Below are 13,832 nucleotides of genomic sequence, written 5' to 3'. Positions count from 1 at the left end.
GCGCCCCGGGGACGGTCCCGGGATCGGACGCGCCGTGGGGCCCGGGCGGACCGTGCCCGGGCCCCACGGCGGCGGTTGCCGACGGATCAGGCCATGTTGGCGAGGAACTCGCTGTAGAACAGGCCCAGCGCGATGGCCACGCCGATGCCGGCGATGATCCAGAAGCGGACCACGATGTTGACCTCGCTCCACCCGGCGAGTTCGAAGTGGTGCTGCAACGGCGACATCCGGAACACCCGCTTGCCGGTGGTACGGAACGAGATGATCTGGATCACCACGGACATGGTGATGATCACGAAGAGGCCACCGATGATCGGCAGCAGCAGGATCGTCCGGGTGGACATCGCCATGCCGGCGATCAGGCCGCCGAGGCCCAGCGCGCCCGTGTCACCCATGAAGATCCGCGCCGGCGAGGTGTTCCACCACAGGAAGCCGACGCAGGCCCCGGCAGCCGCGCCGGCGATCAGCGCGATCTCCAGCGGGTCCCGCACCGCGTAGCAGTAGTCCTGGGTGTAGTTCGGGTCGGCGCACCAGTGCCGGTACTGCCAGAAGGCGATCAGCGCGTACGCGGCGAGGACCATCACCGAGGCGCCGGTGGCCAGGCCGTCGAGGCCGTCGGTGAGGTTGACGCCGTTGGTCGCGGCCATCACCACGAAGATGAAGATGATCACCGCGCCGATCTTGGTGACGTCCAGCGCCGGGATGTCCCGGATGAAGCTGAGCGTCGTGCTGCCCACGGTCTCGGTGTTGGTCTCGGCCCCCGAGGCGTCGGTCATGGTGCTCGGGAAGTAGAGCGCCACGACGCCGAAGACCGCGCCGACCAGGATCTGACCGAGCAGCTTGCCGCGCTTGTTGAGCCCGCCGCTGTGCCGCTTGCGCACCTTGAGGAAGTCGTCGATGAAGCCGACGGCGCCGGAGAAGACCATCAGTCCCAGCAGCACCAGCGCGGTGATGGTCGGCTCGACCTGGGCGATCTGCGCGTCCGGCAGGGTCGTCAGCGCCAGGTGGCCGGCCACGTACGCGATGACCGTGGCAAGGATGAACACCACGCCGCCCATCGTCGGCGTGCCCTTCTTGCCCTCGTTGCTGGCGAGCCCGAGGTTCGATCGGATCGGCTGGCCGGCCTTCAGCCGGGCGAACACCTTGATCGCGATCGGGGTGCAGAGCAGCGACACCAGGAAGGCCACCCCGATGGCGACGATGACCGCCCTCATGCGGCGCCGCCCCCCGTCCCCGGCGGGTTGGTCCCGCTGCCGGCGGCGTCCGCGCGCAGCGCGTCGGCCACCTCCCAGGTGCGGTACCGGGAGCCCTTCACCAGGACGACGTCGCCCGGTCGTAACTCGCTCCGCAGCACCTCGACGGCCGCCGCCTGATCGGTGAGCAGCACCGACTCTCCTCCCCAGTCCCCTACCGATGTCGCGCCTTCGTGGATCGGCGCGGCCGGCTCGCCCACCACGAGCAGCCGGTCGACGCCCAGTTCGGCCGCGAGCCGGCCGACCTCGGCGTGCCCGTCGCGTTCGAACGGACCGAGCTCGGCCATGTAGCCGAGCACCGCGACGGTGCGCCGCTCCCGCCCGATGCCGGTCAGCGCGCGCAGCGCGACCGCCATCGAGGCGGGATTGGCGTTGTACGAGTCGTCGATCACGGTCACCCCGTCGACGCGCTCGAAGACGTCCATCCGGCGGGTGGAGACCAGCCCCAGCGCGCCCAGGGCGGTGGCCAGCTCGGCCAGCGGCATGCCCAGCTCACGGGCCACCGCGGCGGCGGCGAGGGAGTTGGACACCTGGTGCCGGCCGGTCAGCCCGAGCCGCACCGGCGCGGTCCCCTCCGGCGTGACGAGGGTGTACGCGGGCCGCCCGCGCTCGTCCAGCGTCACGTCCTCGGCCCGCACGTCGGCGTGCGCCGCCTCGCCGTAGCGGACGACCCGGGCGACCGTACGCGCGGCCATCGCGTCCACCAGCGGGTCGTCGGCGTTGAGCACGGCCAGCCCGTCGGCGGGCAGCGCCTCGACCAGCTCGCCCTTGGCCAGCGCGATCGTCTCCACCGAGCCGAACTCGCCGATGTGCGCCACCCCGACGTTGAGCACCACGGAGATCCGGGGCGGCACCACGTCGCAGAGGTAGCGCACGTGCCCCACCCCGCGGGCGCCCTTCTCCATCACCAGGTAGCGGGTCTCCGGCCCGGCCTGCAACGCCGTGTACGGGTGCCCCAGCTCGTTGTTGAACGAGCCGGGCGGCGCGACGGTCGGGCCGAGCCGCGCGGTCAGCTGGGCGATGAGGTCCTTGGTGGTGGTCTTGCCCGACGAGCCGGTCAGCCCGACGACGGTAAGCCCGGGCAGCCGGTCGACCACCGCGCGGGCCAGCCGTCCCATCGCGGCCAGCGCGTCGTCGACCAGCACCATCGGCACGCCGGGCACCTCCCGGGTGCCGAGCACGGCCACGGCCCCGGCGGCCACCGCGCCGGCGGCGTAGTCGTGCCCGTCCACCTTCTCGCCGGGGAAGGCGACGAAGAGCGCGCCCGGGCACACCTTGCGCGAGTCGAACTCCACCGGACCGGTGACCTGTGCCTGCGGGTCGGCGCCGGCCAGCCGCCCCTCGACCGCCGACGCGACCTCGGCCAGGCTGAGCGGGATCACCGCTGACCCGCCGGGTCGGCGAAGCGTACGCGCAGCGCGTCGGCCAGCTCGGTGCGGTCGTCGAACGGGAGCACCTCGCCGCCGATCTCCTGCCCGCGTTCGTGGCCCTTGCCGAGCACCGCGACCACGTCGCCCGGCTCAGCCAGCCGGACCGCCGCGTCGATCGCCGCCCGGCGGTCGGCCACCTCCTCGATCCGGGCCGTCGTGCCGGCGCTCCGGGCACCGGCGAGCACCTCGGCGCGGATCGCCGCCGGGTCCTCCGTACGCGGGTTGTCGTCGGTCACCAGCACCACGTCGGCTCCCTCCGCCGCGGCGGCGCCCATCACCGGCCGCTTGCCCCGGTCCCGGTCCCCGCCGGCACCGATCACGCAGATCAACCGGCCGGCGCCGTACTCGCGCAGCGCCGCCAGCGCGGCGACGATCGCGTCCGCCTTGTGCGCGTAGTCCACCACGCCCCGGACCGGGCCGGGGGCGCTCACCAGCTCCAGCCGGCCGGGTACCCCGCCGCAGGCGGCGACCCCGGCGGCGGCGGTGCGCGGGTCCACGCCGGCGGCGACCAGCGCGGCGATCGCCAGCAGGGCGTTGGCCACGTTGTGCCGCCCCGGCAGCGCCACCCCGGCCGCCACGACCAGCCCGTCGGGGCCGTGCGCCGTGAACCGCTGCGCGTAGCCCTCGCCGCCGACCTCGTCGGCCCACCAGGTGGCGGTCGGGTCGCCGGCCGCCGAGTAGGTGAGCGTCGCCGGCCCGTACAGCGGCTTCAGCGCCGGGTCGTCGTGGTTGAGCACCTCCACCGCGCAGCGCCCGTCGAACAGCTGCGCCTTCGCGGCGAAGTAGTCCGCCGAGTCGGCGTGGAAGTCCAGGTGGTCGGAGCCGAAGTTCGTGTAGCCGCCGACCGTGAAGCGGACCCCGCCGACCCGGCCCATCGCCAGGGCGTGGCTGGAGACCTCCATGACCACGGCCGTGACGCCGCGCTCCCGGGCGGCAGCCAGCATGGCGTGCAGGTCGGTGGCCTCGGGCGTGGTGCGCACGCTGTCGATCGCCAGGTCGCCGAGGCGGGTCTCGACGGTGCCGATCAGGCCGGTCGTGTGCCCGGCGGCGCGCAGCCCCGACTCGACCAGGTAGGCCGTCGAGGTCTTGCCGGCCGTGCCGGTCACCCCGATCACCGTCAGGTGCTCGGTCGGGTCGCCGTAGACGGCCGCGGCGAGGTCGCCCAGCACCGCGCGCGGGTCGGGCACCACCAGCGCCGGCAGGCCCGCCTCGGCCACCGCCGCGGCGCCCGCCGGGTCGGTCAGCGCCGCCACCGCGCCCGCGGCCGCCGCACCGGCGACGAACTCCGCCCCGTGCCGGTTCGCGCCCGGCAGGGCGGCGTACAGGTCGCCGGGCCGGACCTCCTGGCTGGCGTGGGTCACCCCGGTCACCACCCGCTCGGCGGCGCCCTCCGGGGGCTCGACGGCGAGCCGGGCGGCGAGGTCGCCGAGCCGGACACCGATCACGGTACGGGGACGAGGATTGCCGGGCACGGCGTCAGACCCTACCCGGTCGTCCGGTTCCGGCCGCACAGCCGCCCCGGTGGTTCGTCGGCACTCACCGATGATGTCGCGGCGCGGCCGCTCAGCGCGGATAGACCGTGAACTTCGGGGCCTTCTCCCCACTCGGCGGCACCCCGTAGTGACGCAGGGTGAACTGCATCATGTCCCGGAACGCGGGGGCCGCGATGTCCCCGCCCCCGCCGGAGGGGGTGTGCGCGAAGACCGCGATCACGTAGCGCGGGTTCTCGGCCGGGGCCATGCCGATGAACGAGGCCACCTCGCCGGGCTGCTTGCGCCCGTCGACCAGCCGCCACCCGGTGCCGGTCTTGCCGGCGACCCGCCACTCGGGGATCGCCGCGGCCCTGCCGGTGGCGCCCTCGACGGTGGTGACCGCCTCCAGGATGTGCCGCAGCGCGGCGGCGTTCTCCGGGCTGAGCACCGACCGGGTCACCGGGGCCTCGGTCGGCGTACGCTTCCCGTCCGGCCCGATCACCTCCCTGACCAGGCGCGGCTGCACGTACGTGCCGTTGTTGGCGATCGTGGCGTAGACGGCCGCCATCTGCAGCGGCGTGGCGTCGACGCTGTGCCCGATCGGCACCGACCCGGCCGACGACCCGCTCCACTCGTCGGCCGGCAGCAGGCGCCCGGCGGCCTCGCCGGGCATGCCCACCCGCGTCGGCTCCCCGAGTCCGAAGCGCTTCTGGTAGTCGATCAGGCGTTCCGGGCCGAGCTTGTCGGCGATCTGGATGGTGCCGACGTTCGACGAGTACGCCATCATGCCGGGCAGGCTCATCCGCCGCCCGTCGGCCCGGTGGGTGTCGGCGAACCAGGTGTCGCCCTTCTTGATCGCGTTGGCGATCGGCAGCGTCGTGTCGGGGGTGATCACCCGCTCCTGGAGCGCGGCGCCGAACGTGATCGCCTTGTGTACCGAGCCGGGATCGACCACGAAACTGGTGGCCGCGTCCTCCCGGTCGGTCGGCTCGCTCGGTACCGGCTTGGCCGCGTTGTAGGTGGGGTGGCTGGCCTGCGCCAGCACCTCGCCGGAGGGGATCTCGATCACCACGGCCGCGCCGGTGCTGCCCTTGCTCCGCGCCATGTGCCGGCTGAGCATCCGCTGCGTCATGAACTGCAGGTCGCGGTCGATGGTGAGCTGGAGCGAGCTGCCCGGCTTGGCCTTCGTCGTCTCGCTGTAGCCGCCGGGGATCGGGGCGGCCAGGTCGCCGAGGCCGACCTCGTAGACCCGCTTGCCGTCCGTACCGCGCAGCACGTCGTCGTAGCGGGCCTCCAGCCCCTCCAGCCCGAGCATGTCCTGGCTGGTGAAGCCGAGCAGATTGGCCGCGAGGTCGCCGCCGGGCACCTCGCGCCGCTCGTCGCGGTGGGTGTAGATGCCGGGCCGCTCCAGCGCCGTGATCTGCCGGGCGCGGTCGATGTCCACCCCCCGGGCCAGGTACTCGAACTGCGAGTCCTTGCCGTTGTCCCGCTTGCGGGGCTTCATCTTCTCGGCCAGCTCGGAGGCGGGGATGCCGAGCAGCGGGGAGAGCGCCCGGGCGGTGCCCAGCAGATCCTCGATCTGGGTGGGGTCGGCGTAGACGTAGCGGGCCTCGACGCTGTGCGCCAGCGGAGCCCCGAACCGGTCGTAGATGGCGCCGCGCGCCGCCGGCAGGGTGACGGTACGCAGCCGGTCGGCGACGCCGCCGCCCGCGTACGCCGGGGTCTCCACGGTCTGGAGGACGACCAGCCGGATGCCGATGACGGCGAAGAGGGTCAGGGTGAGCACGGTGCCCAGCCGCAGCCGGCGCCGGGGATCGGCCAGCCGGGGCGGCTTCGGCGGCTTGCGCGACGGCCGCCGGGCGGCCGGGCGGTCCGGCCGGCGCGCGGGACGCGGGGTGGTGCGGCGGCGCGGCGGCGGCGGTTCCTCCTCGCGGCGGGGCGTCCGCGGCGTGACGGTGCGCACGACGCCGGAGCGGCCGGCCGCCTCCCGCCTGCCCGCCCGGCCGGCGCCGGTGCGCCCGCCGTCGAGCACCTGCAGCGCGGGACGGAACGGGTCGCCGGAGCGGGTGCTGCGCGGCGTGCGGCGCTGCTCGGCGGGGCCGGCGTCGACGTCGCGCTCGGCGCGACCCCCGGCGCGCTGCTCGCGCACCGTGCGCCCGCGCGGGGTGTACGCCCGGGCGTCGGAGATGCCACCGACCCCCGGCTCGCCGGAGCGCGGCTCGGTGCCCCGGCCGCCCGCGTTACGTGACGAACCGCGCCGGGAGCCTGTGGCGTCCCGGCGCGGTTCCTCCGATCTGGGCGGCACTGTCGTCAGCCTCCCGTGCCCTGCTGGCTGGTGATCGAGGGCCGGCCCTCGGCCGGCTGCGGTACGCCGATCACCTTGCCGTCGGGCAGCCGGATGTAGGCCGGCTCGCCGGCCTCCACCAGACCGAGCCTGCGCGCCTGTGCCTCCAGGTTGCCCGGGGCCGACGCGTCGGCGATCTGCTTGTTCAGCTGCTGCTGCTCCACGTCGAGCTTGGCCTGCTGCTCCTGGAGCTTCTCCAGCCGGAAGGCGTTCTCGTTGATCTTCGTGTTGACCAGCAGGATGCCGAGCACCCCGCCGACCACGAGCACCACCACCAGCGCGGCGAAGGGCGCCCGCGGCACCTTCACGGGCGGCGGCGGCGCCACCCGCAGCCGGGGCGGACGCGCCGCACGGGCGCCTTCCCGCTCGGCCGGCCGCAGCGCGGCGCTGCCCTGCGTCGGGAACTCGCGCGCCCCCCGGGCGCGAGTCTCCCCCTGCCGGGTCGCACGGTCCGCCCGCGGCGCGCCGGTCCCGATGCGCGTGGCCCGCTCCGCCGTGGTCCGGCCCCCCGACCGCGGTGCGCGCTGCCCGCCGCCGGTCACGTCCCGGCGGTCGCGCTTGTCAATCGTCATGTCCCTCCCCCTCTTCGTCCGTCCCTGTCCCGTCCCCCGGGGTCCGCCGGATCCGTGTCGGATCCGCCGGATCCCGCCCCTGGCTGGTGCATCGCCTTCACCCGCCGGCGGTACCGTTCGCGGTCGGTACGCCCCTGCTGTGCCGCGTCCGGGTCGAGTCGCTCCGCGGCCCGCAACCGCACCGAGGCGGCTCGCGGGTTCGCGGCGACCTCCGCCTCCCCGGGCAGTTCGGCGCCCCGGCTGAGCAGCCGGAACGTCGGACCGGACCCGGGCAGTTCGACCGGGAGGTCGACCGGGCCCTTGCTGCGGACCCGGTCACTGAGCGCCGCCTTGGTGAGCCGGTCCTCCAGCGAGTGGTAGGACAGGACCACCATGCGGCCGCCCACGTTGAGCTTGTCGAGCGCGGCCGGCAGCGCCGTCTCCAGCGCTGCCAGCTCCTTGTTTACCTCGATCCGTAAAGCCTGAAACGTTCTCTTGGCCGGGTGTCCACCGGTTCGTCGGGCAGGTGCCGGAATGGACTCCCTGACCAGTTCGGCCAGCCGAGCCGACGAGGTGATCCGGGCCCGCTCGCGCTCGCGGATGATCGCCGAGGCGATCCGGCCCGCGAACTTCTCCTCGCCGTAGACCCGCAGCACGCGGGCCAGGTCCGGGTGGGCGTAGGTGTTGACCACCTCCTCGGCGGTCACCCCCCGGGTCTGGTCCATCCGCATGTCCAGCGGGGCGTCCTGCGCGTAGGCGAACCCGCGGTCGGGCGCGTCGAGTTGCAGGGAGGAGACCCCCAGGTCGAACAGAATCCCGTCGATCCCCGGATAGCCCAGCCGGTCGAGCACCTCGGGCAGCTCGTCGTAGACGGCGTGCTCCAGGTGGACCCGGTCGGTGAAGCGGGCCAACCGGACGCGTGCGTGGGCGAGTGCCTCGGTGTCCCGGTCGAGCCCGATCAGCACCGTCTCCGGATGCGCCTCGAGCACCGCCTCGGCATGCCCGGCCAGCCCCAGTGTCGCGTCGACGTGGACCGTCCGGCCGCCTCGGCCCAGCGCGGGGGCCAGCAACTCGAGACACCGCTCGAGTAGCACCGGCACGTGCGTGCCGCGTAGCTCCCCCATGTCGACCCCCACTGGTGTGAAACCTTCGTCCTTCATGCGTCCGTCGTCGGACGACGCCGTGCCGTCGTACCGCCAGATCCCCATCCGCTCCCGCCCGTCGGAGGCCGCGGCCCTCCGATCGGATCGTGCGCCTGGCACCGGGGAAGGGGTGCCAGGAACTCGAAAGCGGGTGGAGATCTCGCAGTACGTCGGGCGTCGTCACGCCCTACAGACCGCTGGGCAGCACCCCCTCCTCGATGTCGGCGAAGTCGTCTTCGCTCTCCGCGAGGTAGCTCTCCCACGCAGCCTTGTCCCAGATCTCCACCCGGGTGCTCGCGCCGATCACGACCAGGTCCCGGTCGAGAGCGGCGTAGGCCCGCAGGTGGGCCGGGATCGTCACCCGGCCCTGTTTGTCGGGCACCTCGTCGTGCGCGCTGGCGAAGAAGACCCGGCTGTAGGCCCGGGCCGCCTTGTTCGTCATCGGCTGCGCGCGCAACTGCTCCGCGATCCGCTGGAACTCGGGCATCGGGAACGCGTAGAGGCAGCGGTCCTGCCCTTTGGTGATCACGACACCCCCCGCCAGCTCATCCCGGAACTTCGCCGGAAGGATCAACCGGCCTTTGTCGTCCAGGCGTGGGGTGTGGGTGCCGAGAAACATCGGCCCAACCCCCTCGCCCTTGAGCGGCGTTCGCGGCGCCGCTGACCCCCCGGGCCGGTGGGCCCTCCCGGCCTCACCATCGGGCTCCACTCTACTCCACTTCCCTCCACCCGCAACCAGAATCGCGCCCTCGGCGCGGCGTTTCGGCGCGCAAAACAGCACGTCAATCGGGGTGGAGCGGAGTGGAGGGCCGGACGGGCCCCGGGGCCCGTCCGCTTTCCGACATAGATCGACTCCGTACGGCCGAGCACGTCCCGGCCACCCGCCGGGTCATCCCGGCCGAACGGTTCGCCGTCGGCGGCGATCTGGCGGGGTCCCCGGTCCGGTAACCTCGCTCGGGTGACGGACGCGAAGATGCCCCTGCGGGCAAAGGTGGCCAGCTCGGTGTCGCGGACCGCCGCGGCGCTGTCGCGGGCCGCGGGGCGCGGTGACGGTTCGGTCATCGGTGGCTGGATCGGCCTGAAGATCGACCCGGACCTGCTGGCCCACCTGTCGGCCGGGCGCGCCATCGCCCTGATCTCCGGCACCAACGGCAAGACCACCACCACCCGGCTCGCCGCGGCGGCGGTCGGGGTGCTCGGGCGCGTCGCCACCAACTCCTTCGGCGCCAACATGCCGACCGGTCACACCTCGGCGCTCGCCAAGGCCGGCAGCACGCCCTACGCCGTGCTGGAGGTGGACGAGCACTACCTCGCCCAGGTGCTGGAGGCCACCGAGCCGCACGTGGTGGCGCTGCTCAACCTCTCCCGCGACCAGCTCGACCGGGCCAAGGAGGTCGCCATGATGGCGCAGCTCTGGCGCGCCGCCCTGGTCCGGCACACCGACGTCCACATCGTCGCCAACGCCGACGACCCGATGGTGGTGTGGGCCGCGACGCCGCCGCCCAACCACGACCACCGCATCGCCCCGCCGCAGGTCACCTGGTTCAGCGCCGGGCAGCGCTGGCACGACGACTCCTGGGTCTGCCCCGAGTGCGGCTCCACCATCCAGCGCTCCGGCGACCAGTGGTGGTGCAGCGGCTGCCCCCTGCGCCGGCCCCAGCCGCAGTGGACGGTGGAGGACGACGGCGTGGTCGACCCGACCGGCGCCTGGCACAAGGTCAAGCTCCAGCTCCCTGGCAAGGTAAACATCGGTAACGCCGCGACCGCGCTGGCCGTCGCCGCCGAGTTCGGCGTACGCCCCGTGGACGCGGTGCTCCAGCTCGGCACCGTCGCCTCCGTGGCGGGCCGCTACGCGCAGGTCGACCGGGACGGGCGCAACATCCGGCTGCTGCTGGCCAAGAACCCGGCCAGTTGGCTGGAGGCATTCGACATGGCCGACCTCGCCCCGACACTGCTCTCCATCAACGCCCGGGACCCCGACGGGCTGGACACCTCGTGGCTCTTCGACGTCGACTTCGCCCCGCTACGGGGCCGGCAGGTGCTGATCACCGGCGACCGCGCGTACGACCTCGCGGTCCGGCTGGAGATCAACGACGTGCCCTTCCAGCATGTGCGCACGTTCGGCGACGCCGTCCGGTCGGTGCCCCCGGGGCGCCTGGAGGTCATCGCGAACTACACCGCCTTCCAGGACATCCGAGCGGAGTTGGACCGTGTCAACTGAGAGCCTGCGCATCGTCTGGATCTACCCCGACCTGCTCTCCACCTACGGCGACCGCGGCAACGCGCTGATCCTCGCCCGCCGGGCGCGCCAGCGCGGTTTCCCGGTCGAGGTGCTGGAGGTCCGCTCCGACCAGCGCCTGCCCGCCACCGCCGACATCTACCTCATCGGTGGCGGCGAGGACGGTCCGCAGGCGCTCGGCGCGCAGCGGCTGCTCGCCGACGGCGGCCTGCACCGGGCGGTCGCCCAGGGCTCGGTCGTGTTCGGTGTCTGCGCCGGCTACCAGCTCCTCGGCACCTCCTTCTTCGCCAAGGGCACCCTCTGCACCGGGCTTGAGCTGCTCGACATCTCCTCCGACCGGGGGCCGACCCGCGCCGTCGGCGAGCTGGCCGGCGACGTCGACCCGCGGCTGGGCGTACCGCCGCTGACCGGGTTCGAGAACCACGGCGGGCGCACCCACCTCGGCCCCGGGGTGTCCCCGCTGGCCCGGGTCACCGCCGGGGTCGGCAACGACGGCGCCACCGAGGGCGCGTGGCGGGGCAAGCTGCTCGGCACGTATTCACACGGCCCGGCCCTGGCCCGCAACCCCGCCCTGGCCGACCTGCTGCTGCGCTGGGCCACGGGCGTGCACCAGCTCCCGCCGCTGGACGACACCTGGTCGGACCGGCTGCGCGCGGAGCGTCGCGCCGCCGTGGCTGCCGCCCGGGCATGATCCCGGCCGTCCGCCGGTTGCTGCGGCAGCCGTCGGCCGTCCGGTTCGCGCTGCTGCTGCTCCTGCTCGCCTCCCTCGGGGTGGCGCTGCTCGTCGTACCGCTGCCCGAGGTGCGGGAACTGCCCCGGCTGGCCGACCGGCTGGGCGGCCTCGCCCCCGTGGCGGCGGTCCTCGGCGGGGCGCTGCTGCTCGTCGCGCTGGTCCCCCGGACCTTCATCACCCTCGCCTCGGGGGCGATCTTCGGTGCGCTGGAGGGCGCCGCGTACGCGTTGGGTGCAGCGCTGCTCGCGGCGGCGCTGGGCTTCACGGTCGGCCGCCTGCTCGGGCGGGAGTTCGTCGCCGCCCGGGTACGCGGCCGGCTGGCCCGCCTCGACGGCTGGTTCGCCCGGCAGAGCGTGCTCGGCGTGGTCACCGTACGGCTGCTGCCGATCGCCGGCTTCGGCCTGGTCAGCTACGGCTACGGCACCACCGGCGCCCGGGTGCTGCCGTTCCTCGCCGGCAGCGTGATCGCCTCCGCGCCCACCGCGTTCGGCTACGCGGCGGTGGGCGCGGCGGTCACCTCGCCGGGGGACGTCAACTGGTTCGCCGCCGCCCCCGCCGCCCTCGGCCTCATCGCCAGCGTCGTGCTGATCCGCCGCTGGTGGCGCGCCGAACGGAAACGCCGCCTCGCCCGGGCTGAGTCCCGACGTGCACCCGCCCCGCGACGGAGTGCCGGGTGAGTTGCCTCAGGCGGCCGGGGAGACCAGCCCCGCGTCGTACGCGGCGATGACGAGGTGCACACGATCGCGGGCGCCGAGCTTCGTGAACAGCCGGGCCACGTGAGCCTTGGCGGTGGCCACGCTGATCACCAGCTCGGCGGCGATCTCGCCGTTGGACAGGCCCCGCCCGACGAGGGTGAGCACCTCGCGCTCCCGCTCGGTGACGCCGTCGAGGGCCCGCGTCGGGGCGGCGGGGGCGGGCCGGCGGGCGAACTCGGCGATGAGCCGGCGGGTGACCCCGGGGGCGATCAGCGCGTCCCCGGCGGCGACCACCCGGACCGCGCCGAGGATGTCGTCCAGCGCCATGTCCTTGACCAGGAAACCGCTCGCGCCGGCGCGCAGTGCGGCGTGCACGTGTTCGTCGTCGTCGAAGGTGGTGAGCACGAGTACGCGGGTGGCTCCGCCGTGGGCGGCGATCGCGCGGGTGGCCTGGATGCCGTCCATGCCGGGCATCCGCAGGTCCATCAGCACCACGTCCGGGGCGACCTCGCGGGCCAGCCGTACCGCCTCGGCCCCCGTGGCCGCCTCGCCGACGACGTCGATGTCGTCGGCGTCGGCGATGAGCACCCGCAGGCCGGCGCGGACCAGTGGCTGGTCGTCGACGAGCAGCACCCGGACGGTCACCGCTCCCCCGTCCCGGCCTGCGGCGGCGTGCGATCGAGCTGGAGGTGGTGACCCGGCTGGTCCTGTGGTCCCGGCGGCGCCTCGGCCGCCGGTGGCGCCGGCAGCCACGCCGCCACCCGGAAGCCGCCCTCGGGGCGCGGCCCGGCGTGGAACCGCCCGTCGGCCAGGGCGACCCGCTCGCGCATCCCGACGAGCCCGTGGCCGTCGCCGCCGACCGCGCCGCCCCGGCCGTCGTCGACGATCTCCACGGCGACCTCGTCGGGTTCGTGCGTGACGGTGACCCGGCACCGGTCGGTGCCCGCGTGTCGTACCACGTTGGTCAGTGCCTCCTGGACTATCCGGAACGCGGCGAGGTCCACGTCGGCCGGGACCGGCCGCCGTTCGCCGCGCTGCCGCAACTCGACCCGCACCCCGGCGTCGGCGGCGGCGGTGACCAGCCGGTCGAGGTCGTCCAGCCCGGGCGTCGGATCCAGCGACGCCGACTCCGACTGCGGGCGGCGCAGCGCGCCGAGCGTACGCCGCAGGCCGGCAAGGGTGTCGCGGCTGGTCGTCTCGATGGTGGCCAGCGCGGCGCGGGCCTGCGCCGGTTGGGTGTCGATGACCCGCGCCCCCACGCCGGCCTGGATGGCGATCACCCCGATGCTGTGGGCGACCATGTCGTGCAGCTCGCGGGCGATGCGCAGCCGCTCGGCGGTGACCGCCTCGGTGGCGGCGTGCGCCCGCAGCGCCTCGGCGTAGCCGCGCCGGGCCCGCACGGAGTTGCCGACCGTCCACGCGGTGACGACCACCAGCACGGAGCTGATGGCCCGGCTCAGGGGGTCGCTGCTGGGGTTCGCGAAGCCTGCGGCGACCTGCACGACGAGCACCGCGACGGCCACCGGCACCGAGACGCGGCGGTGCCTCCTCGCCGCGATCAACCCCACCACCAGGTCGATCGCCAGGAACTGCACGTACCAGATGTCGGTCCGGTAGCCGTCCTCCGGGATGTTGACGGCCACGGTGACCACGCAGGCCGCGACCAGCATCAGCGCCAGGGCCAGCACCGGCCGGCGCCGCAGCAGGCCGGCGGGCGGCGCGACGGCCAGCAGCGGCACCAGGTAGCGCTCGGCGAGCCACCAGTCGCCGAACCCCACGCCGGACCCGCTCGACGCCACCGTCGGGGCCATGAGCACGGCGCCGGGCAGCAGCGCGACGCCGACCCAGGGCAGCGCCGCCCGCGCCAGCGACCCGACGCGGCGCGGCGGTGGCGCGGTCGCATCCATGCCGCACACGGTAGCCAGCTCACCGCCGCCCGGGCATCGGCCCGCGGGCGTACGCCCCGGGGCGGG

11 protein-coding genes and 1 pseudogene are annotated in these 13,832 nt (G+C 74.4%); 3 read left to right on the top strand and 9 right to left on the bottom strand.

Going from position 1 to position 13,832, the window contains the following annotated elements; translation table 11 throughout:
* Positions 1 to 86: 86 nt before the first annotated feature.
* The 7 genes and pseudogenes from mraY to mraZ all read right to left on the bottom strand — a co-directional run bounded on the left by mraY (position 87) and on the right by mraZ (position 8,811).
* Complete coding sequence (gene mraY / locus ACGFIG_RS12905; RefSeq protein ID WP_393002217.1) at positions 87 to 1,214, bottom strand: phospho-N-acetylmuramoyl-pentapeptide-transferase; 1,128 nt, start codon at positions 1,212 to 1,214, stop codon at positions 87 to 89.
* Entirely contained in the window at positions 1,211 to 2,635 is a 1,425-nt protein-coding gene (gene murF / locus ACGFIG_RS12900; protein ID WP_393002215.1) for a UDP-N-acetylmuramoyl-tripeptide--D-alanyl-D-alanine ligase, read from the bottom strand. The genes mraY and murF overlap by 4 nt, the downstream gene beginning before the upstream one ends.
* Positions 2,632 to 4,194 (bottom strand): UDP-N-acetylmuramoyl-L-alanyl-D-glutamate--2,6-diaminopimelate ligase, encoded by a 1,563-nt coding sequence (locus ACGFIG_RS12895; protein ID WP_393002213.1) that lies wholly within the window; start codon positions 4,192 to 4,194, stop codon positions 2,632 to 2,634. The genes murF and ACGFIG_RS12895 overlap by 4 nt, the downstream gene beginning before the upstream one ends.
* A 52-nt stretch (positions 4,195 to 4,246) precedes the next feature.
* Entirely contained in the window at positions 4,247 to 6,460 is a 2,214-nt protein-coding gene (locus tag ACGFIG_RS12890; RefSeq protein WP_393002211.1) for a peptidoglycan D,D-transpeptidase FtsI family protein, read from the bottom strand.
* Between the two features lie 5 nt (positions 6,461 to 6,465).
* Positions 6,466 to 7,071, bottom strand: coding sequence for a septum formation initiator family protein (locus ACGFIG_RS12885; RefSeq protein ID WP_393002209.1), 606 nt, complete (start codon positions 7,069 to 7,071; stop codon positions 6,466 to 6,468).
* A pseudogene (gene rsmH, locus ACGFIG_RS12880) lies at positions 7,061 to 8,174 on the bottom strand (16S rRNA (cytosine(1402)-N(4))-methyltransferase RsmH). Before rsmH ends, ACGFIG_RS12885 begins: the two are co-directional and overlap by 11 nt.
* 205 nt (positions 8,175 to 8,379) lie before the next feature.
* Positions 8,380 to 8,811 carry a division/cell wall cluster transcriptional repressor MraZ gene (gene mraZ, locus ACGFIG_RS12875; RefSeq protein WP_088999233.1) on the bottom strand — a complete coding sequence of 144 codons (432 nt, stop codon included), beginning with the start codon at positions 8,809 to 8,811 and terminating at the stop codon, positions 8,380 to 8,382.
* Positions 8,812 to 9,165: 354 nt separating this feature from the next.
* Here mraZ and ACGFIG_RS12870 point away from each other — a divergent pair, with 354 nt between their 5' ends.
* Genes ACGFIG_RS12870 through ACGFIG_RS12860 form a run of 3 tightly spaced genes read left to right on the top strand, consistent with a single transcriptional unit; the run spans position 9,166 to position 11,841 of the window.
* Positions 9,166 to 10,413, top strand: coding sequence for a MurT ligase domain-containing protein (locus ACGFIG_RS12870; RefSeq protein WP_393002909.1), 1,248 nt, complete (start codon positions 9,166 to 9,168; stop codon positions 10,411 to 10,413).
* Complete coding sequence (locus ACGFIG_RS12865) at positions 10,403 to 11,122, top strand: type 1 glutamine amidotransferase (RefSeq protein WP_393002207.1); 720 nt, start codon at positions 10,403 to 10,405, stop codon at positions 11,120 to 11,122. The genes ACGFIG_RS12870 and ACGFIG_RS12865 overlap by 11 nt, the downstream gene beginning before the upstream one ends.
* The gene (locus ACGFIG_RS12860) at positions 11,119 to 11,841 is read left to right on the top strand and encodes a TVP38/TMEM64 family protein (protein WP_393002205.1); all 723 of its coding nucleotides are present in this window, start codon (positions 11,119 to 11,121) and stop codon (positions 11,839 to 11,841) included. The genes ACGFIG_RS12865 and ACGFIG_RS12860 overlap by 4 nt, the downstream gene beginning before the upstream one ends.
* 6 nt (positions 11,842 to 11,847) lie before the next feature.
* Here the strand turns inward: ACGFIG_RS12860 and ACGFIG_RS12855 are convergent, their stop codons facing one another.
* Together ACGFIG_RS12855 and ACGFIG_RS12850 are read right to left on the bottom strand one after the other, a co-directional pair.
* Positions 11,848 to 12,504 carry a response regulator gene (locus ACGFIG_RS12855; protein ID WP_393002203.1) on the bottom strand — a complete coding sequence of 219 codons (657 nt, stop codon included), beginning with the start codon at positions 12,502 to 12,504 and terminating at the stop codon, positions 11,848 to 11,850.
* Positions 12,501 to 13,766: a sensor histidine kinase gene (locus tag ACGFIG_RS12850; protein ID WP_393002201.1), complete on the bottom strand. Its 1,266-nt coding sequence runs from the start codon at positions 13,764 to 13,766 to the stop codon at positions 12,501 to 12,503. Before ACGFIG_RS12850 ends, ACGFIG_RS12855 begins: the two co-directional genes overlap by 4 nt.
* Between the last annotated feature and the right edge of the window lie 66 nt (positions 13,767 to 13,832).

The sequence above is a fragment of the Micromonospora sp. NPDC049048 genome (assembly GCF_043197615.1).
Classification (GTDB): Bacteria; Actinomycetota; Actinomycetes; order Mycobacteriales; family Micromonosporaceae; genus Micromonospora.
The sequence above is the reverse complement of the archived record's forward strand: the minus strand, read 5'-3'. Positions and strand labels throughout refer to the sequence as shown.

What these genes read in the sequence shown, in the direction of transcription:
- ACGFIG_RS12885 (WP_393002209.1), bottom strand. Translation starts at nt 7,071, where the DNA reads ATGACGATTGACAAGCGCGACCGCCGGGACGTGACCGGCGGCGGGCAG.
- ACGFIG_RS12860 (WP_393002205.1), top strand. Translation starts at nt 11,119, where the DNA reads ATGATCCCGGCCGTCCGCCGGTTGCTGCGGCAGCCGTCGGCCGTCCGG.
- ACGFIG_RS12850 (WP_393002201.1), bottom strand. Translation starts at nt 13,766, where the DNA reads ATGGATGCGACCGCGCCACCGCCGCGCCGCGTCGGGTCGCTGGCGCGG.
- mraY (WP_393002217.1), bottom strand. Translation starts at nt 1,214, where the DNA reads ATGAGGGCGGTCATCGTCGCCATCGGGGTGGCCTTCCTGGTGTCGCTG.
- mraZ (WP_088999233.1), bottom strand. Translation starts at nt 8,811, where the DNA reads ATGTTTCTCGGCACCCACACCCCACGCCTGGACGACAAAGGCCGGTTG.
- ACGFIG_RS12870 (WP_393002909.1), top strand. Translation starts at nt 9,166, where the DNA reads ATGCCCCTGCGGGCAAAGGTGGCCAGCTCGGTGTCGCGGACCGCCGCG.